General features: G+C 41.8%; 29 protein-coding genes and 1 other RNA gene. 24 read left to right on the top strand and 6 right to left on the bottom strand.

Features of this window, described 5'->3' with window-relative positions:
- The first annotated feature begins 42 nt into the window (after positions 1-42).
- From dinG to nth, 6 genes are all read left to right on the top strand, one after another.
- Complete coding sequence (gene dinG, locus ON01_RS09465; RefSeq protein WP_010530797.1) at positions 43-2,850, top strand: ATP-dependent DNA helicase DinG; 2,808 nt, start codon at positions 43-45, stop codon at positions 2,848-2,850.
- Between the two features lie 230 nt (positions 2,851-3,080).
- On the top strand, positions 3,081-3,623 hold the full coding sequence (locus ON01_RS09460) for a cell wall elongation regulator TseB-like domain-containing protein (RefSeq protein WP_010530796.1): 543 nt from the start codon (positions 3,081-3,083) through the stop codon (positions 3,621-3,623).
- A 13-nt stretch (positions 3,624-3,636) separates the two neighbouring features.
- Positions 3,637-4,821 (top strand): pyridoxal phosphate-dependent aminotransferase, encoded by a 1,185-nt coding sequence (locus ON01_RS09455; protein ID WP_010530795.1) that lies wholly within the window; start codon positions 3,637-3,639, stop codon positions 4,819-4,821.
- A 16-nt stretch (positions 4,822-4,837) separates the two neighbouring features.
- Positions 4,838-6,130 carry an asparagine--tRNA ligase gene (gene asnS, locus ON01_RS09450; protein ID WP_010530794.1) on the top strand — a complete coding sequence of 431 codons (1,293 nt, stop codon included), beginning with the start codon at positions 4,838-4,840 and terminating at the stop codon, positions 6,128-6,130.
- A gap of 106 nt (positions 6,131-6,236) precedes the next feature.
- Positions 6,237-6,917, top strand: coding sequence for a DnaD domain-containing protein (locus ON01_RS09445; protein ID WP_010530793.1), 681 nt, complete (start codon positions 6,237-6,239; stop codon positions 6,915-6,917).
- Between the two features lie 3 nt (positions 6,918-6,920).
- Entirely contained in the window at positions 6,921-7,586 is a 666-nt protein-coding gene (gene nth / locus ON01_RS09440; protein WP_010530792.1) for an endonuclease III, read from the top strand.
- Positions 7,587-7,638: 52 nt separating this feature from the next.
- On the opposite strand, the gene ON01_RS09435 is transcribed toward nth, so the two are convergent.
- Together ON01_RS09435 and recU are read right to left on the bottom strand one after the other, a co-directional pair.
- A complete protein-coding gene (locus ON01_RS09435; protein ID WP_010530791.1) occupies positions 7,639-10,572 on the bottom strand; it encodes a penicillin-binding protein 1A in 2,934 nt (977 codons plus the stop codon).
- An 18-nt stretch (positions 10,573-10,590) separates the two neighbouring features.
- Positions 10,591-11,181: a Holliday junction resolvase RecU gene (gene recU / locus ON01_RS09430; RefSeq protein WP_010530790.1), complete on the bottom strand. Its 591-nt coding sequence runs from the start codon at positions 11,179-11,181 to the stop codon at positions 10,591-10,593.
- A gap of 80 nt (positions 11,182-11,261) precedes the next feature.
- On the opposite strand from recU, the gene ON01_RS09425 reads away from it, so the two are divergent.
- The 9 genes from ON01_RS09425 (at position 11,262) to ON01_RS09390 (ending at position 17,886) form a co-directional block, all read left to right on the top strand.
- Positions 11,262-12,215 (top strand): DUF2515 family protein, encoded by a 954-nt coding sequence (locus ON01_RS09425; RefSeq protein WP_010530789.1) that lies wholly within the window; start codon positions 11,262-11,264, stop codon positions 12,213-12,215.
- Between the two features lie 296 nt (positions 12,216-12,511).
- Positions 12,512-12,790, top strand: a complete 279-nt coding sequence (locus ON01_RS09420) for a hypothetical protein (RefSeq protein WP_010530788.1) — start codon at positions 12,512-12,514, stop codon at positions 12,788-12,790.
- 72 nt (positions 12,791-12,862) lie between these two features.
- On the top strand, positions 12,863-13,219 hold the full coding sequence (locus ON01_RS09415) for a DUF1798 family protein (protein ID WP_010530787.1): 357 nt from the start codon (positions 12,863-12,865) through the stop codon (positions 13,217-13,219).
- 66 nt (positions 13,220-13,285) lie between these two features.
- Positions 13,286-13,690, top strand: a complete 405-nt coding sequence (locus ON01_RS09410) for a cytidine deaminase (protein ID WP_010530786.1) — start codon at positions 13,286-13,288, stop codon at positions 13,688-13,690.
- A 263-nt stretch (positions 13,691-13,953) separates the two neighbouring features.
- Complete coding sequence (gene gpsB, locus ON01_RS09405) at positions 13,954-14,256, top strand: cell division regulator GpsB (protein ID WP_010530785.1); 303 nt, start codon at positions 13,954-13,956, stop codon at positions 14,254-14,256.
- A 66-nt stretch (positions 14,257-14,322) separates the two neighbouring features.
- Positions 14,323-14,710: RNase P RNA component class B (gene rnpB, locus ON01_RS18925), an RNA gene on the top strand.
- 122 nt (positions 14,711-14,832) lie between these two features.
- The gene (locus tag ON01_RS09400; protein ID WP_010530784.1) at positions 14,833-15,963 is read left to right on the top strand and encodes a THUMP domain-containing class I SAM-dependent RNA methyltransferase; all 1,131 of its coding nucleotides are present in this window, start codon (positions 14,833-14,835) and stop codon (positions 15,961-15,963) included.
- Between the two features lie 334 nt (positions 15,964-16,297).
- Positions 16,298-17,380, top strand: a complete 1,083-nt coding sequence (locus ON01_RS09395; RefSeq protein ID WP_010530783.1) for a type III polyketide synthase — start codon at positions 16,298-16,300, stop codon at positions 17,378-17,380.
- On the top strand, positions 17,377-17,886 hold the full coding sequence (locus ON01_RS09390; protein WP_010530782.1) for an isoprenylcysteine carboxyl methyltransferase family protein: 510 nt from the start codon (positions 17,377-17,379) through the stop codon (positions 17,884-17,886). Before ON01_RS09395 ends, ON01_RS09390 begins: the two co-directional genes overlap by 4 nt.
- Positions 17,887-17,914: 28 nt before the next feature.
- Here ON01_RS09390 and ON01_RS09385 read toward each other — a convergent pair whose 3' ends face one another.
- Together ON01_RS09385 and ON01_RS09380 are read right to left on the bottom strand one after the other, a co-directional pair.
- The gene (locus ON01_RS09385) at positions 17,915-18,592 is read right to left on the bottom strand and encodes a queuosine precursor transporter (RefSeq protein WP_010530781.1); all 678 of its coding nucleotides are present in this window, start codon (positions 18,590-18,592) and stop codon (positions 17,915-17,917) included.
- Between the two features lie 162 nt (positions 18,593-18,754).
- On the bottom strand, positions 18,755-18,955 hold the full coding sequence (locus tag ON01_RS09380; protein ID WP_010530780.1) for a cold-shock protein: 201 nt from the start codon (positions 18,953-18,955) through the stop codon (positions 18,755-18,757).
- Positions 18,956-19,392: 437 nt separating this feature from the next.
- Between ON01_RS09380 and ON01_RS09375 the strand changes: the two genes are divergently transcribed.
- Together ON01_RS09375 and ON01_RS09370 are read left to right on the top strand one after the other, a co-directional pair.
- A complete protein-coding gene (locus ON01_RS09375) occupies positions 19,393-21,066 on the top strand; it encodes a formate--tetrahydrofolate ligase (protein WP_010530779.1) in 1,674 nt (557 codons plus the stop codon).
- A complete protein-coding gene (locus ON01_RS09370) occupies positions 21,066-21,665 on the top strand; it encodes an HD domain-containing protein (RefSeq protein WP_010530778.1) in 600 nt (199 codons plus the stop codon). The genes ON01_RS09375 and ON01_RS09370 overlap by 1 nt, the downstream gene beginning before the upstream one ends.
- Positions 21,666-21,712: 47 nt before the next feature.
- Here the strand turns inward: ON01_RS09370 and ON01_RS09365 are convergent, their stop codons facing one another.
- On the bottom strand, positions 21,713-22,078 hold the full coding sequence (locus ON01_RS09365; protein ID WP_010530777.1) for a DUF2512 family protein: 366 nt from the start codon (positions 22,076-22,078) through the stop codon (positions 21,713-21,715).
- A 197-nt stretch (positions 22,079-22,275) separates the two neighbouring features.
- On the opposite strand from ON01_RS09365, the gene ON01_RS09360 reads away from it, so the two are divergent.
- The 7 genes from ON01_RS09360 (at position 22,276) to ON01_RS09330 (ending at position 25,971) form a co-directional block, all read left to right on the top strand.
- Entirely contained in the window at positions 22,276-23,232 is a 957-nt protein-coding gene (locus ON01_RS09360; RefSeq protein WP_010530776.1) for a thymidylate synthase, read from the top strand.
- A 21-nt stretch (positions 23,233-23,253) separates the two neighbouring features.
- The gene (locus ON01_RS09355; protein WP_010530775.1) at positions 23,254-23,751 is read left to right on the top strand and encodes a dihydrofolate reductase; all 498 of its coding nucleotides are present in this window, start codon (positions 23,254-23,256) and stop codon (positions 23,749-23,751) included.
- A 3-nt stretch (positions 23,752-23,754) separates the two neighbouring features.
- Positions 23,755-24,333: a molybdenum cofactor guanylyltransferase gene (gene mobA, locus ON01_RS09350; RefSeq protein ID WP_010530774.1), complete on the top strand. Its 579-nt coding sequence runs from the start codon at positions 23,755-23,757 to the stop codon at positions 24,331-24,333.
- 153 nt (positions 24,334-24,486) lie between these two features.
- Complete coding sequence (locus tag ON01_RS09345) at positions 24,487-24,696, top strand: twin-arginine translocase TatA/TatE family subunit (RefSeq protein ID WP_010530773.1); 210 nt, start codon at positions 24,487-24,489, stop codon at positions 24,694-24,696.
- Positions 24,697-24,714: 18 nt separating this feature from the next.
- Positions 24,715-24,903 carry a twin-arginine translocase TatA/TatE family subunit gene (gene tatA, locus ON01_RS09340; RefSeq protein WP_010530772.1) on the top strand — a complete coding sequence of 63 codons (189 nt, stop codon included), beginning with the start codon at positions 24,715-24,717 and terminating at the stop codon, positions 24,901-24,903.
- Positions 24,904-24,970: 67 nt separating this feature from the next.
- The gene (gene tatC, locus ON01_RS09335; RefSeq protein ID WP_010530771.1) at positions 24,971-25,735 is read left to right on the top strand and encodes a twin-arginine translocase subunit TatC; all 765 of its coding nucleotides are present in this window, start codon (positions 24,971-24,973) and stop codon (positions 25,733-25,735) included.
- Positions 25,736-25,749: 14 nt separating this feature from the next.
- Positions 25,750-25,971 carry a YozE family protein gene (locus ON01_RS09330; protein WP_010530770.1) on the top strand — a complete coding sequence of 74 codons (222 nt, stop codon included), beginning with the start codon at positions 25,750-25,752 and terminating at the stop codon, positions 25,969-25,971.
- 211 nt (positions 25,972-26,182) lie between these two features.
- Here ON01_RS09330 and ON01_RS09325 read toward each other — a convergent pair whose 3' ends face one another.
- Positions 26,183-26,512 (bottom strand): YolD-like family protein, encoded by a 330-nt coding sequence (locus ON01_RS09325; protein WP_083838377.1) that lies wholly within the window; start codon positions 26,510-26,512, stop codon positions 26,183-26,185.
- Between the last annotated feature and the right edge of the window lie 265 nt (positions 26,513-26,777).

Below are 26,777 nucleotides of genomic sequence, written 5' to 3'. Positions count from 1 at the left end.
TGATTTTACTGTAATACGTTTAATTGAGAGTAAGGTGGCATTATGAACGAAAGGTTTGTTGTAGTCGATCTTGAAACAACAGGACATTCACCGGCAAACTCCGATAAAATTATTGAAGTTGGAATAGTTGTTATTGAAAACAATGAGATCGCCGGCGAATATTCCACGTTTCTTAACCCAAATAAGCCGATCCCGGCTTTTATAACAAATTTAACAGGTATAACGGATACAGAAGTTCAGGAAGCGCCTTTATTTCAGGACAAAGCTGCAGAGATAACAGCTTTGTTTGAGAATAGTTATCTGGTGGCACATAATGTACCGTTCGACTTAGGTTTTCTGAATGGTGAACTGCATAATAGCGGTTTTCCTGAACTGCATAACCCGGTAATGGATACAGTAGAACTTGCCCGGGTGCTTTATCCGCAGGCTCCAGGTTTTAAATTGGGGCAATTGGCGGATTACCTGCAGATCACACATGATGAACCGCACCGTGCATTAGCAGATGCGCATATGACTGCAAAGTTACTGTTAATATTATTGCAAAAGCTCAGACAGCTTCCTTATGAAACCATCGGGCATATGCTCAATCTCGAAAAGGGTATGAAATCCGATTTGAATGCCATACTGTCAGAACAGCACCAGGCACTTGCCTTTTCAAGTGATGAAAACGAAGGTATGGATATATATCGGGGGCTGGCTATGAAAAAAGTGGCCGATACTAAACCGAAGAAACAGCACATCGATACATCTTTCGGCGTCTTCCTTGATCGTATTTACGAGGCTGGCGGCGCCATGGAACAGCACCTGCACAAGTATGAAAAACGCAGTGGACAGCGCGAAATGTCTGAAACAGTATTCGATGCCTTTCACACAAAGAAACATGCGCTTATTGAGGCAGAAACAGGGACAGGGAAAACATTAGCTTATTTGCTTCCGGCCATTTATGAGGCAGTAACCCAAAATAAAAAAATTGTTATCAGCACATATACAACTCAGTTACAATCTCAATTGCTGGATGAAGAGATTCCATTAATCCACCAGCTTGTATCATTTCCATTCCGTGTCGCTTTGCTTAAGGGCAAACAGCACTACATCAGCCTTGAAAAATTTGAGCGTGCCCTCACTTCAGAACAGACAGAAAATTACGATGTCACTTTGACAAAAGCCATGCTGCTCGTCTGGCTGACAGAAACGGAAACAGGGGATATTGATGAGATTCAGCTTCCATCAAGCGGCTATTTATTTTATAAGCAGATATCGACGGATACAGAAGGTGTTATCGATCCATCATCACCATGGTTCTCGCGATCATATTATCAACGAGCCCGCAGAAAAGCACAGCAGGCGGATATTCTGATTACGAACCATGCCTTATTGTGCACGGATATGTTTAATGATTATCAGTTGCTGCCCTCCTATGATAAAGCAATCATTGATGAAGCACACCATTTGGAAGAAACGGCTTCCAAACATTATGGTTTAAGACTGCATTACGTCCAGGTACAAAACACGCTTTCCCAGATAGGGAGAACAGATGAAAGTGACTGGCTGAGCAAATTGCTTATGGATCATCCGATAAATGATAATGACCGTTTTTCAAACGACGCCTGGGATGATATCTTCGGAAATACAAAAAATGAAGTCGATGATTTGTTTCGCATGTTGTTTCAATATGTTGTTGAACAGAAACAAAAAGATAAATCCCTGAGTGATACCGGCAGGATCCAGTACCGTTTTGTTGGTGATAAAGAAGATCCTCAACAATGGAATGTCATTAAGGAAATGGTGAGTAGGCTAACCTTTTATCTACGTGACCTGATCCATTTGCTTTCATCCCTGAAACAACATCTCGAATCCATCCAAACACCGGTTGATCACTATTTGGAAGATGTCAGAACACATATGGAGGCACTCCAATCCATCATCGACCGGATGGAACAGCTGTTTTTAACGGATAGCGAGCAGGCCGAGGTCAAATGGGTTGAGATGGAAGCATACGGAGCCAAAAATGCTGTTTATCTGTATAGTGAACCGACAGACATATCGACTCTACTGGCCCATGACTTTTTCAACCAAAAAGAAAGTGTCGTTTTGACGAGTGCCACATTATCAGTACGGAATTCATTTTCTTTCAGCCAGAAAAGACTTGGACTGTCACCGGAACAGGTAATGACCGCCAAAATAAACTCGCCGTTTTCCTATCAGAATCAGGTGCAGTTAATGATCCCGGATGATTTCCCTGATGTCAGACACAGTTCATTGGATGAATTCGTTCATGCTGTATGTGATGCCATTATATCACTGGCTAGGATTACCGACGGCAGGATGCTCGTTTTGTTCACATCATATGACATGCTGCGGAAGGCTTATCATCTGTTGAGAGAAACAATTGATACCAGTACATTTATGCTGATTGCACAAGGAATATCCAGCGGCAGCAGATCCCGGCTGAAGAAGAATTTCCAAACATTCAGCCAGTCCATTCTGCTGGGGACAAGCTCCTTCTGGGAAGGTGTCGATATCCCGGGAGAGGACCTGTCATGTCTTATGATCGTACGACTGCCTTTTCAGCCGCCGAATCATCCTGTATATGAGGCAAAATCGAATCAGTTTAAACATGCAGGTAAAAACCCATTTTTTGAATTAGCTTTACCAAACGCCGTCATCCGATTCAAACAGGGATTTGGCAGGCTAATTCGTTCCACAAATGACCGCGGGATCGTGTTTGTATGTGATGCCCGCATCATGAAGGCACGATATGGAAAATATTTTACTGAATCAATTCCCGCTGTACCGATAACGCATGATACAACACACGCGATCATGGAGAATGCACAAGAATGGTTTTAACGTATAAAAAATACTGATGCATGGGGTGATGCATCAGTGTCCAAAGGGTATGGGGCCGGAAATTTATTTGTTGAAATAAATAACACATTTGCCGCAATGCTTGTTATACTATATAATGTGATTTGCTAATTTATTTTCAACGTTACTTATAGTGTTAGCATAGTTATCGGCAATATAAGTAGCAAAATATGATAAAATAAGCAGCATTTTATAATTACAGGATGAGATAAATGAGGGAGAAACGCTTTTTACAATTGACGATACCCCGATGGCTGAAGTGGGGGTTGGGTATTGTTATTTTTCTGACGGTTACATTTCTTGCTTTCGGAATTTATTTGTATCAGGCTGTTGAGGGTAATCGTACAGCAGCATTTGAGCAAATTCAAACGAAGCTACTCGAGGAAACCAAACTAAATTCAATCAGCAATATTGAGCGCTATCATGGTGAAAATGCGTATTATACAGTTTATGGCAAAACGAATGCGAACGATGACGTCATTGTTTTTTACCCGTTCGACGGTAATTCTTCCAATATAATACGCGTTAACCAGTCAGAAATCATTGCAGAAAAGAAAATTGAAGAAAATTGGTACAATCAGTGTAATACCTGTACACTGTTTGATATTAAACCGGCCGTCATTTCGAATGATGGTAATCAGCCCGCATGGGAAATAACATATGAGAATAATCAAAATCAGTATGTGATGGAATACTTATCTTTTCAAGATGGATCAACGATTGACGTGATCCGGTTCAACCAGATATTTGATTAGGAAGGTGATGAATATGGAACTGGCAAATCGAGTGAAAACATTAACGCCCTCATCGACATTGGCGATTACTGCAAAAGCGAAAGAATTAAAATCTCAAGGATATGATGTCATCGGGCTTGGAGCAGGGGAACCTGACTTTAATACACCAGAGTATATACTAAAAGCAGCCGGGGAAGCGATGCAGAATGGCTTTACCAAATATACGCCGGCCGGCGGCATTACGGAGTTAAAGCAGGCAATTGCAAATAAATTTCGCCGTGATAACGGACTCACTTACACAACTGAGGAAATCATCGTTACAACAGGTGCCAAACACGCCCTATATACACTCTTCCAGGTTCTGTTAAATAAAACTGATGAGGTAATTGTACCTGCTCCGTATTGGGTCAGCTATCCAGAGCAGATCAAACTGGCTGAAGGAAAACCTGTTTTCATTAATGCAGAGGAAAAAAATGCGTTCAAAATAACGCCGGAACAGCTTGAAGCTGCCATCACACCGAAAACAAAAGCTGTCATTATCAATTCACCAAGCAACCCGACTGGTATGATGTATAATCAGGAAGAACTGCAGCAGCTTGGCGAAATTTGTCTGAAGCATAATATTTTAATCGTGTCCGATGAAATTTATGAGAAATTGATTTATACGAGTGACAACCACGTATCGATGGCTGAAATCTCGAGTCAACTGAAAGATCATACTGTCATTATTAACGGTGTATCCAAATCGCATTCAATGACGGGGTGGCGAATTGGGTATGCCGCGGGACCGGCTGACATTATTAAGCCCATGACCAACCTTGCGTCTCATTCAACATCCAATCCGACGTCTATTGCCCAGTATGCAGCGTTAGCGGCCTATAATACAGATGAAGACCCCAATGCTGAGATGCGGGAAATATTCAGTGAGCGGCTTGAATTATTGTACGATTTGTTAACAGACATACCAGGAATTTCTTGTGTCAAACCTAAAGGTGCCTTTTATGTCTTCCCGAATGTACGGGAAGCCGTCAGTCAGAATGGCTTTGATACTGTTGATGACTGGGTTAAGGCGTTGTTGGAGGAAGAAAAGGTTGCCTTAGTGCCAGGATCAGGGTTTGGCTCACCGGAAAATGTCCGTTTATCTTATGCTGTATCAGCCGATTCACTAAAAGAAGCCGCAACACGAATCAAGCGATTCATACTAAATCATCAATCATAGCTTTGGAGGGTATATTTTGAAAACAACAATTTCTCAAGTACCAGCATATGAAGATCAAGACGTGACAATTGGTGTATGGCTTGCTAATAAAAGGTCAAGCGGTAAAATCGCCTTTTTGCAATTAAGAGACGGCACCGGCTTTATTCAGGGTGTTGTGGCCAAAAATGATGTGACAGAGGAAGTATTTCAGCTTGCAAAAAATATGACCCAGGAATCATCGATGTACATTTCAGGAAAAATTGTTGAGGACACGAGATCACCCTTTGGTTATGAAATGCAGGTAAAAGACATTAAGCTTATCCAAGAAGCCGTTGATTATCCAATTACACCGAAAGAACATGGCACTGAGTTCCTGATGGATCATCGTCATTTATGGCTTCGGTCAAGCCGTCAGCATGCCATTATGAAAGTAAGAAATGAAATTATCCGAGCAACTTACCAATTTTTTAATGATCAGGGGTATGTGAAAGTTGATCCGCCGATTTTAACAGGATCTTCTGCAGAGGGCACAACCGAACTCTTCCATACACAGTACTTTGATGAAGAAGCTTATCTGTCCCAAAGCGGACAATTATATATGGAAGCTGCTGCAATGGCTCTTGGTAAAGTGTTTTCATTTGGTCCGACATTCCGGGCAGAGAAGTCAAAGACGCGCAGACATCTGATTGAATTTTGGATGATTGAACCTGAAATGGCTTTCGTTGATCATGAAGAAAGTCTGGAAATACAGGAGCAGTATGTCAGTTTTGTCGTTCAGTCAGTTTTGGAAAATTGCCAGCTTGAACTCAATACACTTGGAAGGGATACATCAAAACTGGAGAAAATCAAAGCGCCATTTCCTAGAATCAGCTACGATGGTGCCATTAAATTGTTAAAAGATAAAGGGTTTACCGATATTGAGTGGGGAGAAGATTTCGGTGCACCACATGAGACAGCAATTGCCGAGAGCTTTGAAAAACCAGTTTTCATTACAAATTATCCGGCTGATATTAAATCCTTTTATATGAAGCCTGATCCTGAACGGTCTGAAGTTGTTTTGTGTGCAGATCTTATTGCACCGGAAGGCTACGGAGAGGTTATCGGCGGTTCGCAGCGTATTGATGATTTCAAACTTATGGAACAGCGTTATGAAGAGCACAATCTCACTGGTCCTGCCTATAAATGGTATCTTGAATTGCGTCAATATGGCAGTGTACCGCATTCCGGTTTTGGATTAGGTCTTGAACGGACGGTTGCCTGGATAGCCGGAGTGGACCACGTTCGCGAAACGATCCCATTCCCAAGACTGCTGAATCGTTTATATCCATAATTTGAATTGTTTTTAGTCATGATCCCTTGCCAATCAAAAGCAAGGGATTTTAACATCTCTTCAGACTGAAACATGCTATAAATAGAAATAAGGCAGGTATTCATTTATGACACGATTCATTTCATTTCAAGATATTTTATTAAATCAGGTGCAAGTGCCTGTTCAATTACTTGATAAATACAAAGCATTGGGGCTTAATGAACAAGAAGTAATGGTCATTTTGCAGCTGCTTCGCTTTTTGCAGGAAAAGAATGATTTTCCGACGCCAAATGACCTTGCCAGTCAGCTGACCATCAGTGAGAAAGAATGTGCCAATATTTTACGCAGCCTTATCCAGCGGAATTTTTTATCCATCGAACAATTAAAAAATGAAGCAAACCAGATTACTGAGGCGTACAGTCTTAATCCACTTTGGAAAAAGCTTTTTACGGAAGACACAGAGGAGATTCAGACGGAAAATGACGGGACAATTTTTATATTGTTTGAACAGGAATTCGGCAGACCGCTTTCGCCATTTGAAATTGAGATGATCAATACATGGTTGGATGAGGATAAACTTGTACCATCGCTCATAAAAGCAGCTTTAAGGGAATCTGTTCTCATGGGAAAGCTTAATTTTAAATATATTGACCGGATTCTCCGCGAATGGCAAAAGAAAGGAATTCAAACGGTTGAACAAGCGCGCGATGCCAGTAAAGCTTTCCATGAACATCAGGCAGTAAAAAAGGAGCCAGCTCCTAAAAAACGGGACACATCCATTTATTATAACTGGCTGGAGGAGGAATAACGGATGCTTAACAAAACACAGGTTCAGCATTGTCTTGATATCATGAAGGAAATGTATCCTGAAGCAAAGTGTGAACTGAACCATGACAATCCTTTTGAACTCGTTGTTGCTGTTTTATTATCAGCTCAGTGTACAGATACCTTAGTCAATAAAGTTACAGCCACATTATTCAAAAAATATAAGACACCCGAAGATTTTCTGTCGGTACCGCTTGAAGAACTGCAACAGGACATTAGATCAATCGGCCTTTATCGGAACAAAGCAAAAAATATTCGAAAGCTATGTCAAATGCTGATTGATGATTATGACGGAGAAGTGCCAAGAACGAAACAGGAATTGATGAAGCTTGCCGGAGTAGGGCGAAAAACCGCCAATGTGGTAGCATCAGTCGCATTCAGAGAGCCGGCGATTGCCGTTGATACTCATGTCGAACGTGTTGCCAAACGGCTGGCAATTTGCCGCTGGAAAGATTCCGTTTTGGAAGTCGAACAGACTTTGATGAAAAAAGTCCCCAAAGACGAATGGGCCGATACGCATCATCGGATGATTTTCTTTGGAAGGTATCATTGCAAGGCCAGAAACCCGCAGTGTCCGGAATGCCCGTTGCTTGATCTATGCCGGGAAGGGCAAAAGCGGATGAGAAAAGCAGCTGCGGCAGAAGGAAAGTAAAAAGAGACAGCCTCTTTAATTTTGGAGGCTGTCTCTTTTTTAATGGTTGTTGTTAACTTGCGTTTTCACTATCTTCTTCTTCGGCACCTTGGTCATTATCGCCATTTTCTTCGCTACCACTGCCGTTGCCATTACCCTCGCTGTTACCTTGTTCATTTTCAGTGTCGTTACTGCTACCGTCACCGTTACTTTCTTCAGCTTCAGTGTCGCCCTCGGTTTCTTCTCCATTTTCATTGCCGCCGTTATTGTTACCATTACCTGGACCATTTCCACTACCAGTGCCGTTATTGCCATTTCCTTCGTTATTACCGCCATTTCCATTACCGCCGGAATCATCTGTCTCAGGGATCGTCACTTCTGTCGTCGATTGTTCTCCTCTAACACCCTGGTTGGCACCATTTTGACCTACAGGTGTAACAGCTATCGAATAGGTTTGACCTGGTTGAACACCATCACCTTCAATGACGATTCCCGCTGAATTAACCGTTTGTGTCTGGAGCTGGCTGCCGCCTTGAGAAACAGCCACTTCAAATTGAGCAGGCGGCCCATCATACTGCCAGGAAACATCTATCGCCGAACTGGCTGAGGTAGCATTAAGGCCGTTGACTGCCGGAATGTTTCCTTCACCATTCTCTTCTTCGTTCTCTTCCTCGTCTTCTTCATTTCCTGGTACTTCAACAGAGGCTGTCACCGGTTCACTGGTATTTGAATCCGTCGTGGCAACAACCTGAATTTCATATGTTGTGCCAGGTTCAACATTGGAAATTTCCATCGATGTATCGTCAGTAGACGAAAGTCCCTGCATTTGACCGCCATCAACACTTGCGCTTACCTCGAAGGACACATCTTCGCCTGAATCATAACTCCATTCCACTTGAATCGAACCTGAATCCTGATCATAATTTGCCTCCAGTCCGTTGACCGGATCAAGCTGGTCAAATTGTTCCGAAGTCTCGGATGGTTCATTTCCTTTTACAAACAGTTCAGTAACGATTTCTGATTCAGGTGTATTCTCACTCGGCAGTTTGGCAGGTCTTGACCCTTTTTCGACCGGTACTTCCACAACCGAATCAGGTTTTGAAAAGTCTGGTGTCTCAACACCCTCTGACAGTTCCGACATCGTGTTCTTATATAATTCCTGCGCAATTTTTGTGTCCGGTAATGCTATGTCGTTGTTGTTATAACCGGTCCAAACCGAAATCGTGTAGTTCGTAGTATAACCGCTGAACCAGGAATCCGGAGAACCCTCAACACCTTCTCTTGTAGTTGTTCCAGTTTTTCCGGCATCAGGCAGTCCGGGAACGTTTGCCTGTGTACCTGTCCCCTCTGAAATAGCAGTTTGCAGCATGTCGTTTATCATATATGCAGTGGATTCCGACATTGCTGCTTCAGATTCCGGCTTTAAATTTACAGTTCTGCCACTGTCCGGAAACTCCACTTTTGTAACAGCGTACGGCTCATTATAAACACCACCATTTGCAAAGGCGCGATAGGCACCTGAGAGTTCAAGCGGATTTGTACCGATATGTCCCCCAAGTACATCACCTACTAAGATGTTATTGTCACCGAATGATATACCCAGACCTTCGGCAAATTGTTTGGCAGTCTCTCCTCCGATCTCTTCATATGTTTTCGCTGCCGGCACGTTCAGTGACTGCTGCAGCGCATAACGCATGGATACCCAGCCATAGTACTGATTAGCCCACGTATTTATTTGCTTATCACTTCCAGCGATATCATATGGACCGTCATCATTAAGCTGATGATACGTCGACCATTGATTCTCTTCAATCGCAGGTCCATAACCAATAATCGGTTTAAACGTTGAGCCTGGCTGGCGGCTGATGTCTGTTGCATAATTCAAACCGTCATTTTCCAAACCTCCACGGGCACCGCCGATCGCACGTATCGCACCTGTTTGCGTATCAAGCACTGTCATACCTGCTTGCATCTTCTGTTCGTTACCTTTCGGGCCGGTGACCGGTGCCGGATAATTGATTGGACTGTCCTCAGCGAGCAAAGACTCAACGTGTTTCTGTGCATCAATATCGATTGTTGTGTGAATATCTAAACCATCTGTATAAATATCGGCACCGTCAACTTTTTCCTCAACTTCTTTACGCACCTGCTGCAAGAAAGCCTGATATGGCGTCGGATTCGGTGTATCATCAGTCAGCAGGGAAGGGATGTCCACTTGCCTTGCTTCTTCAGCTTCACTTTCTGATATTTTCCCGTTATCAACCATTAAGCTTAGAACTGTACTCATCCGGTCTTTTGTTAATTCAGGATTTTCAAATGGATTATAGGCGGATGGACGCTGCGGCAGACCGGCAAGAATGGCAGCTTCCGGCAGTGTCAGTTCACTCAAGTCTGTTTTCCCGAAATAACGTTCTGCCGCTTTGCCGACACCGTATGCCCGGTTCCCGTAATAAATTTTATTCAAATACATCTCGAGTATTTCCTCTTTAGAATATTGTCGCTCCAATTTTAAAGCCAGCCACATTTCCTGAACCTTGATGCTAATTTTCTTTTCCGGTGACAGGAAAGATTTCTCAACCAGCTGCTGGGTAATCGTACTGGCGCCCTCAGAACCGAAACCATTGGTTACATTGGAAACTATCGCACCGCCAATCCGCCATATATCAATACCGGGATGCTCAAAAAAGCGTGCATCCTCAGTTGAAAGAACAGCATCAATCAGCACTTGCGGCAGTTCCTCGTATTCAACTTTGGTTCGCTGCTCGGCCCCCAGGTTGGCAAACAGTTCACCATCTTTATCATATATTTTTGACGGAAATGGCGTGTCCAATTTTGATGCATCAATTTCCGGTGCTGTGACAATATAATAAGTAAACAGTGCACCAACACCTATTCCTAAAGCCAGTATAGCAATACCGGTAATCATTATTATTTTTTTCCAAAGCGGTTTTTTAGCAGATTTTTTTTGTTTTCGTCTTGCTGTACGAGATTGGCCGTTTGTTGCCATAACTCTTTTTCCTCCTATCTAAAAATAAAGCTGATCAATGATGGCTAAATAATTAACCCTTGCCTGATAATGAAATGGAATTCTATACGCCGATTTTTGTATCGTCTCATAGGGAATTGATTTTTTCCCATCGTTAAATTGATTATCCCAGTAAGGGAAAAACATTTCTGCAGGTATATAATATGTTTCATTATAGACGGAAAATCGTATAATTAAAAAGCAAATACCTCCGTGTCTGATGACTCCTTTCATATGTTCAATCTGATGTCCATGTATATTTGCCAGCGGAAACCTTGTTTTATTTTTGGTTTCCTTTGCCTCGAAATCAATATATCTTGAGCGGTACACACCATTATAGTCTGTAGTGGAGGGCTGTTTAAAATATCCCTCGGTTATGACAGCGGCACTTCTTTTTGGGTAATGGACATTTACAATCTGTACCGGTGTCGGCTTTTTATGAATAATTGCCTTATCGGTATTCCGATAAAAGTCATTCGTGGCATTGATATCTTCTTCCAGCGTCATCCCGCGGTTGCTGAACCCCATTGTGCGGGCTGCACCAGATACTCGTTGGACATGTTTGTTTTTTTGACCATTTGGATAACGCATTCTTCTCCTCCCGGTTTATTACAGTATCATACCAAAAAATACAGAAATTGACTATATAACCTATATAATGAGGTCATCATATGGATGTCGCGCAGGGAAAAAACAACTATATTCATTATATTATATCTGAAACAAAACAGCACAATTTTGATAACGTTTCACGGACAAAAGCCTATCACAACTTTTATGAAGCCTTTCCCGAAATAAAATGGGCATTGGTTGCCGGCGTTGTATCACGGAACGCAGGGTGGAATATGACCGATTTAGCCTTGCCGCCTTTCCGGAAAATACTGTCAAATACTCAGCGAAAGCGTCTGTTTATGACATACGAGCGTGCCAACTGGCTTATATTTTCCGATGCCTATCCGCAGCTTTTGACTTATAAGCTTTCGACTTATTTAAACAAGCCAATGTTTCACTTATTGTCTCATTTTTATGTATCCCGGTTCATGCAGAAAGAATGGGCATACTTTTGGAGGCATCAGGACAAAGAGCGCCTTATGATTTCGCTGATTATCAACGAACAAAATGTTATCCACCATCCTGTCATTAAGCAAGATTACTTTAAGCACCGGGTATTTCTGCGCCCGCCATACTTGTTACAGGACATGCTGCTGCTGAATGCCATTATTATACCAACCAGATCATTGACACTGTATGGGGCTTTCGTCCATGATTTTACGAATGTCAGTAAACGAATTGCGCTTGGGAAAAGAATTGCATCCATTCTTTTTCATCCCGCCGTTTACGACGACATGTATAAATTTGTGCGTACAGTTGAGCACACGGGCTCTCGTTATGATTATGAACGTTTTCTCGGTTTACAAACAGACAAGGCCCCGTGGTTGCGTACCATTTATCCGATCATAACCCATCAAGATACCATTCGGAATGATTGGTATAAAAGAAGGGGGGTAAAACGAAAATGGATGGAGAACATTTTTCAAAAACCGGATCCAGACATCAAAAATACATTTTATAACAGACGCAAAATGCTCTATGCCTATTATCAGTTAAAAAGTATATTCACGTAAAAAAGGATTTGCCATAAGAACAAATCCTTTTTTGCGCAATTTTAAGTTGACGGACGGTTCGGGCCGTCTAATTTTTTGTTTTGGCTTTTACTTTCTTTTTTCTGGTGATGCTCTTCAGTTTTATGCTGAGATGGTTTCTTAGACATGACTTCTACCTCCTTTGCAATTAGTTTGTCTGAACTGAAGCGAATATACTCTTGTTTTGCCATTATTCTTCTAGTTTTGTCGATAGGGAAGGTAAGGAACGATTTTTCGAGAAGTAGTGATTAACAAATACTAATATGAGGGTGAGCATGATGGCAAAAATCAAGGCAGCCAGTTCAAAAGTGAAAAGAAACAGCACACGGGATTTCAATGATGCATTGTCAGATATGACTGACCGACTCCGTCTGCTCGATCAAAAAATCACCATGGCAGTTGACAACAGCATCCAGGAAGAATTCCAAAAGCGGCAACAGGAACTTTATCGCACAACTTACACAATAAACAAACTGGAACAAAAGCAGCGAATCGACCGAAAAAAGGTTTCTCCCAGTCGCTTCGTTCCTGAAGAATTAGAAAAAAGACTGTCATAAAGGATGCTTTTTAATTGGCCGGATGATAAAATGACTCTGTCAGTTAAAATGTTGCAAAGGTCATGATATTTTATGAATTTAATGCAGGAAACCGAACAGCTCAAGGAGCATCTTGAACGATTAAAGCATATATATGAAGAAAATAACCCCCCCGAAAGTAAAAAAGATAAGCAGTTTTTTCTGATGGTTAAGGAGCGTACAGAACCAGTCTATGAGATACTGGCCGAGTGGGAGGAGAAGGTGCTTAAACTTGTCAAAGAGCGAAAAGTCAATCTTCATCCGCAGCAAATTACCTCAACACGGGAAAATATGGAACTGCTTTTGCTGAATAGCTATTATGTTGATGTAAAGCGGAAACGTTATATGGAGTTAAATCATTCGATACTTTTTATTTTCGATCAGTTGTTAATTGAGCTTTATGACGAATAAAACGCTTTACAAATGATGGTGATATCGATTACAATAACCTTCCATTTTGGTTAGAGGGGGAAAAGTATGAGCAATCAGGAATTGCTTAAAGAAGCAATTGCAATAAAAAACAAGGCTTACGTTCCATATTCCAAGTTCCCTGTCGGTGCAGCATTATTGAGTCGTTCGGGAAAAATTTATACAGGATGCAATATCGAAAATGCTGCCTATCCGGTAAGCTGCTGTGCAGAACGGGTGGCAATTTTTAAAGCCGTTGCCGACGGTGTTTACGATTTTTCTGAGATGACAGTTGCGGCTGATACTGAGCGGCCCGTTCCACCATGCGGTTCCTGCCGACAGGTTATGAGTGAGTTTTTTGACAGCAGTATGAAAATTCATCTATCCAATACCCATGAGCAAACCAAAACCTTAACAATGAACGAACTACTGCCATTTTCCTTTCAATCAGAAGATATGGGTGAGAGAGGCTGATAAAGCGAAACTTCAATCAGCGGGAGACGGTTTAACCCCGCTGATTGTTAGTTGAACCGAGTCAAGTTGGCATGTCACTGGAGTCAGACCCTGCTTTTCCTTCCTTAAGTAAATCCAATAAGACAACTGTTTGGAATCATGTTATACTAGAAATAAGAGAAAATGGTACATATAGAAAAAGGAAAACAATACATATGTAAATAGACATGCTTTTTTCTTCGTTTTGAAACGACTAAGCAAAGAAAAATTCGAGGTGACTGAAGATGAATACAAACCGGATTCAACTTACAGGAAAAGACATACTTGAGAAAGAATTTAAAACAGGTATGCGGGGTTATAATCAAGAAGAAGTTGACGAGTATCTTGATGTAATCATTCAGGATTACGAAGCGTTGCAACAGGAAATTGATAAACTCAGACAAGAAAATGAACGGCTAAAAAAGCAATCGGATCAGACAAGAAGCCGTCAAACAGCGCCAAACCATCAGGTGAATTACGATATTTTAAAGCGCGTATCCAATCTTGAAAAAGCTGTCTTCGGCAATAAATATGCTGATTCTGAGTAATGTTTTAAATTACCAGTGAACAAGTCTCTGAAAATATGGTATAATTATGTTTGGCCAAATGGTTGAATACGCACGTAATCGCTGTATATGTTTTATATGCAGAGGAAAGTCCATGCTCACACAGGCTGCGATGCCTGTAGTGATCGTGCTTGACGAAATCATAAGTCAAGGTAGCGGCTAACGTTAACGGCAGTGGAACATCCTAACTCATAAGATATGGACCAGTACACTTGAAAGTGCCACAGTGACGCAGTCGGATTGGAAACAGTCCGAATGGAACGCGGTAAACCCCACGAGTGAGCAACCCAAAAATAGGTAGGGGCACCCTTGATTAGGAAAATGAACCAAAAAAGGGACGGGCATTTACGAAAAATGTTCGTAGATAGATGATTACGACCGATGTACAAGGCTGACCACCGCATAAGTACAACGGAACAGAACATGGCTTACCAAGTATTCAATGGTCTTACAATTTTTTACGTGAACCTTTCTGATGCTGTCAGAAAGGTTTTTTAATTTATATAAACGATGTGATAAACTAGTACTGATGTAATTCGGAAATGAAAGGAAATACATATGACCAATAATGTTACATTAATTGCAACAGCTGCAATGGGACTGGAATCAATTGTAGCCAAGGAAGTGAGACAACTTGGTTATGAGGTAGATGTCGAAAATGGAAAAGTTGTTTTTGATGCACCTGTCTCGGCTATCCCGCGCTGTAACTTGTGGCTGCGAACCGCTGATCGTGTCAAATTACAGGTTGGGCAATTCAAAGCCGTTACTTTCGATGAATTATTTGAAGCAACCAAAGCGCTGCCATGGGAAGACGTTATTACAGAAGAGGGAAAATTCCCTGTGTCGGGAAAGTCCGTTAAATCTGTCCTGCATAGCGTTCCCGATTGTCAGGCCATAGTGAAAAAGGCAATTGCCGAGCGCTTAAAGTTAAAATACGGGGTTGCAGGAAAAATGCCTGAAACGGATGCACTGTATAAAATTGAAGCTGCTATTCATAAAGATCAGGCTACATTAACGATTGATACATCCGGCTCAGGATTACATAAACGCGGTTATCGTGTAGGGCAAGGAGATGCACCACTAAAAGAGACAATGGCTGCAGCACTGATCCTGTTGACTAATTGGAAACCTGATTACCCGTTAGTAGACCCTTTCTGCGGATCCGGGACAATTCCGATTGAGGCAGCGTTAATCGGTCAGAATATCGCTCCAGGCTTCAATCGTGAGTTTGCCTCTGAAAACTGGGGTTGGATTGAAAGCCGGTACTGGGAACAGGCGTTTGAAGAAGCGGAGGAGGAAGCGGACTATGATCAGGAGCTTGATATAACCGGATCAGATATTGACCATAAAATGATCGAGATTTCAACGGATAACGCCATTGAAGCAGGACTGGGTGATCTTATATCGTGGAAGCAAATGCAAGTAAACGATTTGTTTATCCGAGAAGACAATGGCTATTTAATCGGTAACCCGCCTTATGGACAACGCATCGGGGATCAGGACGATGCAGCAAAGATATATCACGATCTGGGAAACATCATGAAAGACCACCCTTCCTGGAGTGTCTATATATTAACGGCGTTTGAACAATTTGAGCAAAAGTATGGAAAAACAGCCACCAAGAAACGAAAACTTTTCAATGGGTTCATTCAAACCAATTACTATCAGTATTTCGGAAACAAAGGGTAAAGTGAAACCTCATTCTATGGGGGGCGTTTTTTCCCACTGAATGCTAGTTGAACAGAATCGATTGTATGAATTTTGCTTCATGAATGGCTGCGAGTTATATGCGGGAAACATACTTCAGAATACAAACCAGGGTTTGCCACCCTGGTTTTTTATTTGGTATCTAAAGCTAGCCTGACGGTAAACCAAGTTTTTGAATCAATTCGGGTGCAGACACAGCAACTTCTTCGGGAAAAGTGAATTTAAAAAATGTCGGTAAGACTGTGAAATCATGTTATATTTTAGCCGGTAATAGCCAAACTAAAAAAAACGGAAAGATATAGGAGGAGAGTAACGATTGATCGCTTCAATAGGTACGGGAATTCCGCCAAATGAAAGAACTCAACCGGAAGTAAAATCACTGGTCAGAGAAATATTCAAGCAGCATGATTCAAAATTAATCCAGCGGCTCCAGCCGGTATTCGATCATGCTCAGATTGACAAAAGGCAATTTGCAGTTGAAACAAAGTGGTTTAAAGAAGCCCACACTTTTCAGGAAAAAAATAGCTTATATCATGAATTGGCCATTAAACATTCCTTGGAGGCAGTCGATAGCTGCCTATCAAATAGGAAATTCCTCAAAGAACCTATTCCGTTTGAAGCGGTTGATATGATTATTTTTGTGTCGAGCACAGGCATTGCTACACCATCACTTGATACATACATGATGGCTAAACGTCCATTCCGGGAGGATACATCTCGCATGCCACTGTGGGGGCTCGGTTGTGCAGGCGGAGCAATCGGTCTGTCACGTGCATTTGATTGGATCAGAGCACATCCGGAAAAGAATGTGCTCTTAGTTTGCTGTGAACTGTGCAGTCTGACGTTCCAAAAAGATGACTATAATAAGAGTAATATTGTTGGCACGGCGCTATTCGGAGATGGAGCAGGGGCAGCACTTGTAATGGGCAATAAATCACCGTATCTGCCATACAGCAAACAATCCAAGCCTCGGATCATCGAAACCAGTTCCGCTACCAAGAAAAACAGTCATTCTGTGATGGGGTGGGACATTACAAACAGGGGGCTGGAAGTGGTATTTTCCAAAAGCATACCAGCACTTGTACGCTCTTTTTGGAGTAAGCATATCAGTCTATTTTTAAATAACGTCAATATAGATCATGTTCATTCTTACATCGCCCATCCCGGAGGCAGGAAAGTACTTGAAGCGATGACGGAAATTTTACAGATCCCGCAGGAAAAAATAAAACATTCCTGCAACGTACTGCGGGATCATGGCAATATGTCTTCGGCTACGATTTTGTACGTATTGAACGAATGGATGCAGGAAGGAATAGCTCCTGGTTCGAAAAGTGTTCTTTCAGCTTTGGGTCCAGGATTCAGTTCAGAATTACTGTTATTGGAGTGGCACGAATCATGACGACTTGGATGTGGTTTTTTATTCTGGCGATTATCATGCAGCGCCTAGCAGAACTATCAATTGCCAAAAGTAACGAAAAGTGGATGAAGAGCATGGGGGGGATTGAAAAAGGGGAGAAACACTATAAATGGTTTATCATTCTTCATTGCTGCTTTTTTATATCTATCTTGACTGAGACCTCACTCAATAAACATATATTGACGGATGTAAACTATTTTCTGCTGCTTATTTTTTTGGCTGCGCAGGCAGGACGGGTATGGTGCATTCATACGCTCGGGAAATTTTGGAATACAAAAGTGATAGTTCTGCCCGGCGTCATCGTAATAAAAAAAGGGCCATACAAATATGTCAAACATCCGAATTATATCATTGTAGCAGTTGAACTGTTTGTCATACCGATGCTTGTGGGCGCCCAGTTGACGGCAGTTCTGTTTCCGCTATTGCATCTTTTGTTACTAAGGATCAGAATACCGCGCGAAGAAAAAGCCTTAACAAAAGCGACATAGAATAAAAACCAGGGTTAGCTTGGCACAGCTAGTCCTGGTTTTTCATATTTTTGGCTATATACATAAATGGTGTGTCAACAAGTGCAACGATAAATTTGATAAAATACGTTGTCATAAGAACTTCCAGCCAGACAGAAAAAGGGTATTCACCCAAAAATGCAATCGAGCAAAAGACAACGGAATCCAGAAGCTGACTGATAGCAGTACTGCCGTTGTTACGGATCCATAAAAATTTATCTGATGGAAATAGGCTGCGAATTTTGTTATAAATCCAGACGTCAAAATATTGACTGACGATGTATGCAACTAAACTGCCCAAAGCAACCCTTGGAATGACTTCAAATAGTGTTGCAAGTGCTCCATGTGCGAAATCATCAGGCCCCGGCTGAAACTGCAGGGCAATTTGCATCATGATAATCATGGTAATTAATGTTGAAAAGCCGAGCCAAACCGCCTTTTTGGCATCTTGCCTGCCGTATTTTTCATTCATAATATCAGTCGCTAGAAAGGCTGTCCCATAAAGGATATTTCCCAGTGTTGCCGTCAACCCGAATAGTTCAACAGTTTTCAGCACTTGAATATTAGCAACTACAGTGGCCATGCCAACCCAGACAAACAGTCCCATTTTCCCGAATAACCGGTAGAAAATTAACAACAGTGAAAAGTTAATAAGTGCAAATATAATCCAAATGATTTCATTTGGCATATCGAATTCCTCCTTAGTTTTGATAACGCGGGAGTTTGCGAACCGCGGAACAAAAACCATTATACGCCGATGCGTGCTGAAAGGCAATCAGTTATTTTTTTCCGAAATAAAAAAGCGGCAACCTTTGTCAGATTACCGCTTTGTATATATGGTTCAAATCGTTTATTGTTTTACAACATTTGCAGCTTGCGGGCCGCGCTCGCCTTCCACAATATCAAATGTTACATTCTGACCTTCTTCAAGTGTTTTGAAGCCTTCTTCCTGGATAGCGGAATAATGAACAAATACGTCATTTCCTTCTTCCACCTGAATGAAGCCATAGCCCTTTTCCGCATTAAACCATTTAACTACGCCGTTTTCCATTGTAAATAATCCTCCTAAAAACTTTCACGTAAAACGTGTTAATACAAAGCAGACAAACAGAATTTAAAAAAGCAGCTTTCTTTAGAAGTGCTGGATCACTATTGCATCCACTTCCATAGAAGCCGCCTGTCATTAATGATTCCATACATCTTCTTTGCTTGTTTCTAATATAGCTTATTTTAAGCCTTCAGTCAAGAAAATGCCTGTATTTATCTGGCTTTTTTAAATTATGTCGAATAATCACAGAAAAAATCATGAAATCGCTTCATAAAGTGGAACTTCATTCAGCGGAGTGCTTGTGTAGAATCGGCCATTTAAGGTCGTTTTTGGATGGTTTACTGTCCATTGCATGCGGGGAAAATTAACATAAAAGTATATAAAAAACACAATCGTTAAGTTAAACTGGAAGCAAGTTAATTTCGAGAGGAGCCTTTCAGATGAAAACAGATATCGAAATTGCGCAGGAAGCTAATTTGAAGCCTATTCAAGAAATAGCTAAAAAGCTTGGTCTGGAGCCGGAGGATTGGGAACCGTACGGTCATACAAAAGCAAAACTCGCCAATACATTAATGGATAAGCTGAATGATAAACGGAACGGCAAGGTTATTTTAGTCACGTCCATCAACCCGACACCAGCCGGGGAGGGCAAATCAACCGTAACAGTCGGATTGGGACAGGCACTTGATAAAATCGGCAAGAACGCAATGATCGCCCTCCGTGAGCCATCATTAGGACCCGTTATGGGAATGAAAGGCGGTGCAGCAGGCGGTGGATTCTCGCAAGTGCTACCGATGGAGGACATAAACCTGCATTTCACTGGTGATCTTCATGCCATTACGAGCGCCAACAACGCGTTATCTGCCATGATAGATAATCACATTCATAGGGACAATGAATTGAATATGGACCCGCGCCGTATCGAATGGAAACGGGTTATGGATATGAACGACCGCGTGTTAAGACAGATCGTTGTGGGACTTGGCGGGCCTTTGCGCGGTGTCCCAAGAGAAGATGGTTTTAATATTACCGTTGCTTCGGAAATTATGGCCATCCTATGTCTGGCAACAAGTCTGGAGGATTTAAAATCACGCATTTCAAAGATTGTGGTTGGCTATACTTATGATGAGGTACCTGTAACAGTGGGGGACCTAAAAGTGGAAGGCGCTTTAACGCTACTGCTGAAAGATGCGATCAAGCCAAACCTGGTTCAGACAACCGAAAATACGCCGGCGATTATTCATGGAGGACCGTTTGCAAATATAGCCCATGGGTGTAACAGCATTATGGCAACGAAAACGGCTGCCAAACTGAGCGATTATGTTGTCACTGAAGCAGGTTTTGGGGCTGACCTTGGCGCGGAAAAGTTTTTAGATATTAAGACACGTGCAGGTGAATTCAATACAGATGCAGTTGTTATCGTTGCGACCGTTCGCGCTTTAAAAATGCACGGAGGAGTCGATCAAGGCAATCTTAAAACGGAAAACGTGGAAGCATTGAGAGCAGGGATGGAAAATCTGCAAAAACATATTGAAACGATTGAAACGTTTAGACTGCCATTTGTCGTTGCCATCAATAAATTTCCGACTGATACGAAGGCAGAAACAAATTTTATCAAAACATGGTGCGAGTCCCAGAATGTTGATGTAGCTTTAACCGACGTGCATGCTAATGGCGGTGCGGGCGGAACAGAACTTGCTGAAAAAATTGTTAAGAAAGCTGACACGGCCGATCAGCATTCATTTCAGTATGTATATGATTTGGATGAATCGCTTGAAACTAAGATCAGAAAAATTGCACAAAAAGTCTATGATGCCAGTGAAATTGAATTGTCCCCAAAAGCAAAGAAACAGCTCACCTTTTACGAGCAGCAGGGATGGGGAAAACTTCCGGTGTGCATGGCAAAAACGCAGTATTCACTGTCCGACGATCCAGCGCTGCTCGGAAGACCTAAAAATTTTACTGTCGTAATCAGGGAATTAAGACCATCGATCGGAGCAGGATTCATCGTGGTATTGACCGGGAACATGATGACTATGCCTGGATTGCCGGCAAAACCTGCGGCACTCAATATGGATGTTGATCAAAATGGAAAAGTGACGGGACTATTCTAATGACAGTAAACGACAAGACAGCAGCAATCCGAGATTATGTGTATACCCTGTTTAATGATGATGTCACAGGGCACGACTTCTTCCATATGAAACGCGTAGCCTTTATGGCAAGGTATTTAGCAGAACAGGAACAGGCTGACCCCTTTATCTGTGGAGCTGCTGGCTGGGTTCATGATATCGGAGACCAAAAGTTGTTTGCCAACCCCGATAAAGCTATAAGTGAGCTTAGAGAATTCTTATGCTCCATTGGATGTACTACCGGTGAAATCAGCAATATACAAACAGCTTCTGAAGACGTCTCGTTCAGCAAGGGAAGCATACCGGATGCGTTGGAAGGAAAGATTGTTCAGGATGCAGACAGACTGGATGCAATTGGTGCCATTGGTATAGCACGGACGTTTGCATACGGGGCAGCGAATAGCCAGATGCTCTGGCATGATGATGAGGAAGGCCGTAAAGAGACATCCGTTCAGCATTTTTATGATAAGTTATTACACCTTAAAAATTTGATGAATACACCCGCTGCTGCCCAAATAGCGGTTGAACGGCATCAGTTTATGGAAACTTATTTGAATCAATTCTTCAAGGAATGGCAATAATTAAAAACTAATCGGGCAGAAGTACAGCTGCCTTCTGCCCGAACCAACTATTCACGCACAACTTCTTCATTTTCCACTCTGTCGTTATCCAGCAGCCAGTTATGCTGAAAAATTTCAGTAACGGCCAATAAAGCCCCTGTCAGAACTGCACCAAAAAAGGTAACAGCTGTATCGGCAAGAAGCATCGCACCAAAGTATATGATTAAGGTGCTGGCTATAAAATCCATACCGACACTCAGCCAATTGGTTTCTTCCCGTAACATTGCTCTTTCCATAAAATAACCGACAAATGCCAACACAACACCAAGAAGAATTGGCTGATACCAGTAGCCGAAATCAACATTTGGAAAAATCCATGAAGCAACATAAATTCCAATAGGACATATGAGTAATTTTACGATTAATCCTGTCATTCAACATCCCACCTTTATGATATGATACTGGTAGGGTGTGCAGTAAAGGCTAAACCTATTCACCGAGGCCTTTCTGGCTCGATATAGCAATTTTGCCAATATAATTATTTATCCTGCTGAATAAATTGGTCTTCACCAATAAATCCTATTGCTGTAATATTTTCTTTATATTAAGATAGGTGTATGAGGTGAGGAAAATGCTGAAAGGTGAACCAGGTTACCTGGATTTATGTCAATACATATTGAAAAATGGAACAAAAAAAACAGATCGCACCAATACCGGAACGTATTCGGTGTTCGGACAGCAAATGCGGTTTGACCTTGGGGATGGCTTCCCGCTGCTGACCACAAAAAAAGTGCCGTTTCGGCTGGTGGCCAGTGAATTACTATGGTTTCTAAAAGGTGATACAAACATCCGCTATTTATTGCAGCACAACAATAATATATGGAATGAATGGGCTTTTAAACGATGGGTTGAAAGCAGTAACTACGATGGCCCGGATATGACCGACTTTGGCAATCGAAGTCAGCAGGATCAGGAATTTAATCAGCTTTATCAGGAACAAATGAAGATTTTCAAAGACAACATTTTAAATGATCGTGCGTTTGCAGAGAAATTCGGTGACTTGGGAAATGTTTATGGCAAACAATGGCGAGCCTGGAAAACGTCACAAAGTCAAACAATTGATCAGCTGAAAAATGTAATCCATTCGCTCCGGCATAATCCTGATTCGCGTCGGCATATCGTTTCTGCATGGAACCCGGAGGATGTACCGAACATGGCATTACCGCCATGTCACACACTGTTCCAGTTTTATGTAGCTGACGGCAAGCTTTCATGCCAACTGTATCAGCGCAGTGCCGATATCTTTATCGGCGTGCCATTTAATATTGCAAGTTATGCACTGCTGACTCATTTAATCGCTCATGAATGTGGTCTCAAAGCTGGAGAGTTTGTCCACACACTGGGTGACGCCCATATCTATACAAACCATGTTGAGCAGGTGAAAACACAGCTTGGCCGTGATGCCCGGTCGCGCCCGACACTTCGGATAAATGGGGAAAAGCCGTCCATTCTTGACTTTGAATTAGACGATTTTGAATTGCTTGATTACGAACCGCACCCTTCGATAAAAGCGCCAATTGCCGTTTAAAAGAAGGGAGGAGGTGGAGATATGATATCATTACTTGTCGCTATGGACCGCAATCGCGTTATAGGGCACCGGAATGATTTACCGTGGCATCTACCGAATGATTTGAAATTCTTTAAACAGAAAACAACCGGACATACGATCGTTATGGGGCGGAAGACATTTGAATCAATCGGAAGACCGCTTCCAAATCGTCATAATGTCGTCATAACCAACCAGCACAGCAGCGAATTTCCGGATGGAATTGAGGTCATAAATCATGTCGACACTGTTTTGGACTGGAACCATCACGATCCGGCAAATGAATTGTTTGTGATTGGCGGTGAGGAGATTTTCAAACAGGTCTTGCCGCATGCAGATCGTTTATACATCACGCTCGTTGATGATATTTTTCAGGGGGATACATACTTCCCGGATTTTTCAGAGGCTGAATGGCAACTAACAGGCAGGGAAAAAGGGGAAACGGACAGCAAAAACCGTTATGACCATTATTTCTTGCAATACGATCGGCAAGGTGAGTAACTCATGCGAATTTGTGGCGTAATTCTTTCAGGCGGTAAATCATCGCGGATGGGCACAACCAAATCATTTTTGGAAATAGACAGCAAACCTGTCATCACACATGTTGCCGATGAATTAAAAAAATTAAGCAATCATGTAACGGTCATTACAAACAAACCGGCGGATTATCAATTTCTCAAACTGGACACATACCGCGACAGGTACAAAAACATGGGACCACTGGCAGGTATCGAATCAGCTATTTATCATACTGATGCTGACATTTATGTATTGGCTGCATGTGACATGCCGTTTATCTATCACGGTGTCTATCAGCATTTAATACAGTCATTGAATTCTTATGAGGCAGTCATTCCAATGTATAACGAAAGAAGGCACCCTTTATCCGGGATATATACGAAAAATGTACTGCCGCAAATTCAGATGCTTCTTGATAACGATCAACGAAAAATACGATCATTATTTGATTATATTACGGTGAATTATGTAACAAACTATAGTGGAATCCCAAAGCATACGTTATACAAGCATTTTTTCAATATGAACGATCCGGAACAATACGAACTGGCAAAGCAGTTCTAAAAGACAGTTCTAACTGGCTTATTAAGTTGCCTAAAAGCAGCTGGCCATGTTACACTTTTATCAGTTTCAGGCTGTCCGCAGTCGAATTGCGAACGTTGGCTATGTGAATTTCTGCTTTGAAGCATTATAATATACTTAAAGAAGGTGTCATTCATGGGATTAGGCAGTATCGGCTTTCCAGGGCTTATTTTGATTTTAGTGATTGCACTGGTTATTTTTGGGCCTAAAAAGCTTCCAGAAATCGGGAAAGCTGCCGGAAATACGCTGCGGGAGTTCAAAAAATCAGCACAGGATTTAACAAGCGACGTTTCTGATGAGGTCAAAGAGACTAAAGACATTGTAAAAGATGACAAAAATAAATAACATGCGGAGTGATCATACATGGGATTAGGCAGTATCGGTATTCCCGGGCTTATTTTAATTCTGATTATTGCTTTAATCGTTTTCGGACCTTCCAAGTTACCCGAAATCGGTAAAGCAGTCGGCAGTTCACTGAAGGAATTCAAAAATGCGACAAAAGGACTTGGGGCAGATGATTCCAGTAACAATAATGAATCATCAAAGAAATGAGCGATTTGACAAAGGTGTAGGGGTTAACCTTACATCTTCTTTTATGCTTGGATTGGGAGCGTGAACAATGTCTGAAGAACAGCGATTTGATAATGAAAAAGAGATGAATGTCGTAGGTCATCTTTCCGAACTCAGAAATCGTCTCATCGTAACGGCCATTTTTCTCGTTATATTTTTTGTTATTGGCTTTATGTATGTTGAAATTATTTATGGTTTTATTGAAGATGATCTGCCGTTCAAATTAAGTGTCACCGGTCTGACAGATCTTATCTCCGTTTATTTAACGCTGGCAGGCGTGACAGCAATGATCGGCACGCTGCCGATATTATGCCTGCAAGTCTGGTTGTTTATCAGACCGGGACTGACCAAACCCGAACGAAAAGCGACCCTGCTGTATGTTCCGGCAATTTTTATGTTATTTATCGCAGGCATTGCCTTCGGATATACCGCTTTTGTGGATTTTATAATACCGTTTCTGCTTTCATTAAATGACGGGATGTTTAATGAAATATTTACATACGACCGGTATTTTAAACTGCTATTCCGGATTGTTCTACCGTTTGCTTTATTTTTTGAAATCCCAGTTATTGCAATGTTCCTTACCCATTTGGGAATTCTGACGCCAGACTTCATGCGGCGGACACGAAAGTATGCATATTTGATTCTTGTCATTATTGGTGCGCTGATAACACCGCCGGATTTTGTATTGCAACTCGTTGCAATCGTACCACTGATTATTTTATACGAAATCAGTATCTATCTTTGCCAGATTGTTTATCGCAGAAAACTCAAAAAACACCAGGAATTTATGGAGAATAACAGCGTTGAGTAATGGGGGCTTATATTATGCGTTCGTTTTATCACTATGCATTAACCTTTAGAGGCAAAAAAACCCCAGATGATAAAAGCCGGCTGGCTGACTGGATGTTCTATGATCATGATTTTCCAAAACAGTCAACAGACTATGATGAAATCAGCAGATATCTGGAATGGAATAGTCCGTTTACCAATGCCCTGGCTGTGTTTGATCAGCTCTGGGAAGCGTATGAACTGAATAGGTTGGATTAATTGCTGGAGCGTAACTAAAATGCTCAACACTAAAGACGAACGATGGATGGGGTTCTAGTACAATGTTGGTATATGTTATAACCCGATCGTTTCGGAAAAATACTCCGCTTTACAATAAAATGGAAAATCCGAACTGATTCGAACTCTAGCTGAAGAAACTTGAATCATCGTCCGGATTTTCCATTACCTTAAATACTTTTGTCCCGACCTCTTATTTAAATGTAAGCTGACAGATATCACTGAATGCAATCCGTTTAACTGATTGAGCGGTCGTTTCCAATGTAACAGTGTTTGTTTGACTGTCCAGGCTACTAATCGTGCCTGACCATTCTGTTATGGCGCCATTTTCATAAACGCAAAGGCTGATAGGGGAGTGGCATCCCAAAGCCTCCAGCAGCTGATCATTTAACAGCTCAACTTGCTGTTCATCAAGCTCTGGCTTTGATTTTATATCATCTTCCAGCCACATTTCTTTTAATAATTCGGTATGTTCCGGAAGCATTAACGAAGCCCACTTAATGCTCCCTCGATCTCTTGGCATACTTATTCACCTCATCTACTATTATACACAAACGTACGTTCGCAATTCAATTAAACAACATGACAGTAATCCCCATTTCTCTCCAAAACCTTCTCGGAACCTGTAGCATTATGTAAACTTATGCGGTTGCCCGGGAAATAATCACCGTAAAAACTTAATAACTTCATGGAATCGCCACAATTACAGGCATTTAAACACGTTTATGTCGCTTATACTTCTGAAGCCAGAATCATTTTTCGGCTGAAATGCAGATAACCGCCTACAC

The organism is Lentibacillus jeotgali, assembly GCF_000224785.1.
Lineage (GTDB): Bacteria > Bacillota > Bacilli > Bacillales > Amphibacillaceae > Lentibacillus > Lentibacillus jeotgali.
This window is presented reverse-complemented; position numbering and strand designations above follow the sequence as displayed.

Coding starts and splice junctions, on each gene's coding strand:
- dinG (WP_010530797.1), top strand. CDS start 43: ATGAACGAAAGGTTTGTTGTAGTCGATCTTGAAACAACAGGACATTCA.
- ON01_RS09460 (WP_010530796.1), top strand. CDS start 3,081: ATGAGGGAGAAACGCTTTTTACAATTGACGATACCCCGATGGCTGAAG.
- ON01_RS09455 (WP_010530795.1), top strand. CDS start 3,637: ATGGAACTGGCAAATCGAGTGAAAACATTAACGCCCTCATCGACATTG.
- ON01_RS09445 (WP_010530793.1), top strand. CDS start 6,237: ATGACACGATTCATTTCATTTCAAGATATTTTATTAAATCAGGTGCAA.
- nth (WP_010530792.1), top strand. CDS start 6,921: ATGCTTAACAAAACACAGGTTCAGCATTGTCTTGATATCATGAAGGAA.
- ON01_RS09435 (WP_010530791.1), bottom strand. CDS start 10,572: ATGGCAACAAACGGCCAATCTCGTACAGCAAGACGAAAACAAAAAAAA.
- recU (WP_010530790.1), bottom strand. CDS start 11,181: ATGCGTTATCCAAATGGTCAAAAAAACAAACATGTCCAACGAGTATCT.
- ON01_RS09425 (WP_010530789.1), top strand. CDS start 11,262: ATGGATGTCGCGCAGGGAAAAAACAACTATATTCATTATATTATATCT.
- ON01_RS09420 (WP_010530788.1), top strand. CDS start 12,512: ATGGCAAAAATCAAGGCAGCCAGTTCAAAAGTGAAAAGAAACAGCACA.
- ON01_RS09415 (WP_010530787.1), top strand. CDS start 12,863: ATGAATTTAATGCAGGAAACCGAACAGCTCAAGGAGCATCTTGAACGA.
- ON01_RS09410 (WP_010530786.1), top strand. CDS start 13,286: ATGAGCAATCAGGAATTGCTTAAAGAAGCAATTGCAATAAAAAACAAG.
- gpsB (WP_010530785.1), top strand. CDS start 13,954: ATGAATACAAACCGGATTCAACTTACAGGAAAAGACATACTTGAGAAA.
- ON01_RS09400 (WP_010530784.1), top strand. CDS start 14,833: ATGACCAATAATGTTACATTAATTGCAACAGCTGCAATGGGACTGGAA.
- ON01_RS09390 (WP_010530782.1), top strand. CDS start 17,377: ATGACGACTTGGATGTGGTTTTTTATTCTGGCGATTATCATGCAGCGC.
- ON01_RS09385 (WP_010530781.1), bottom strand. CDS start 18,592: ATGCCAAATGAAATCATTTGGATTATATTTGCACTTATTAACTTTTCA.
- ON01_RS09380 (WP_010530780.1), bottom strand. CDS start 18,955: ATGGAAAACGGCGTAGTTAAATGGTTTAATGCGGAAAAGGGCTATGGC.
- ON01_RS09375 (WP_010530779.1), top strand. CDS start 19,393: ATGAAAACAGATATCGAAATTGCGCAGGAAGCTAATTTGAAGCCTATT.
- ON01_RS09370 (WP_010530778.1), top strand. CDS start 21,066: ATGACAGTAAACGACAAGACAGCAGCAATCCGAGATTATGTGTATACC.
- ON01_RS09365 (WP_010530777.1), bottom strand. CDS start 22,078: ATGACAGGATTAATCGTAAAATTACTCATATGTCCTATTGGAATTTAT.
- ON01_RS09360 (WP_010530776.1), top strand. CDS start 22,276: ATGCTGAAAGGTGAACCAGGTTACCTGGATTTATGTCAATACATATTG.
- ON01_RS09355 (WP_010530775.1), top strand. CDS start 23,254: ATGATATCATTACTTGTCGCTATGGACCGCAATCGCGTTATAGGGCAC.
- mobA (WP_010530774.1), top strand. CDS start 23,755: ATGCGAATTTGTGGCGTAATTCTTTCAGGCGGTAAATCATCGCGGATG.
- ON01_RS09345 (WP_010530773.1), top strand. CDS start 24,487: ATGGGATTAGGCAGTATCGGCTTTCCAGGGCTTATTTTGATTTTAGTG.
- tatA (WP_010530772.1), top strand. CDS start 24,715: ATGGGATTAGGCAGTATCGGTATTCCCGGGCTTATTTTAATTCTGATT.
- tatC (WP_010530771.1), top strand. CDS start 24,971: ATGTCTGAAGAACAGCGATTTGATAATGAAAAAGAGATGAATGTCGTA.
- ON01_RS09330 (WP_010530770.1), top strand. CDS start 25,750: ATGCGTTCGTTTTATCACTATGCATTAACCTTTAGAGGCAAAAAAACC.
- ON01_RS09325 (WP_083838377.1), bottom strand. CDS start 26,512: ATGCCAAGAGATCGAGGGAGCATTAAGTGGGCTTCGTTAATGCTTCCG.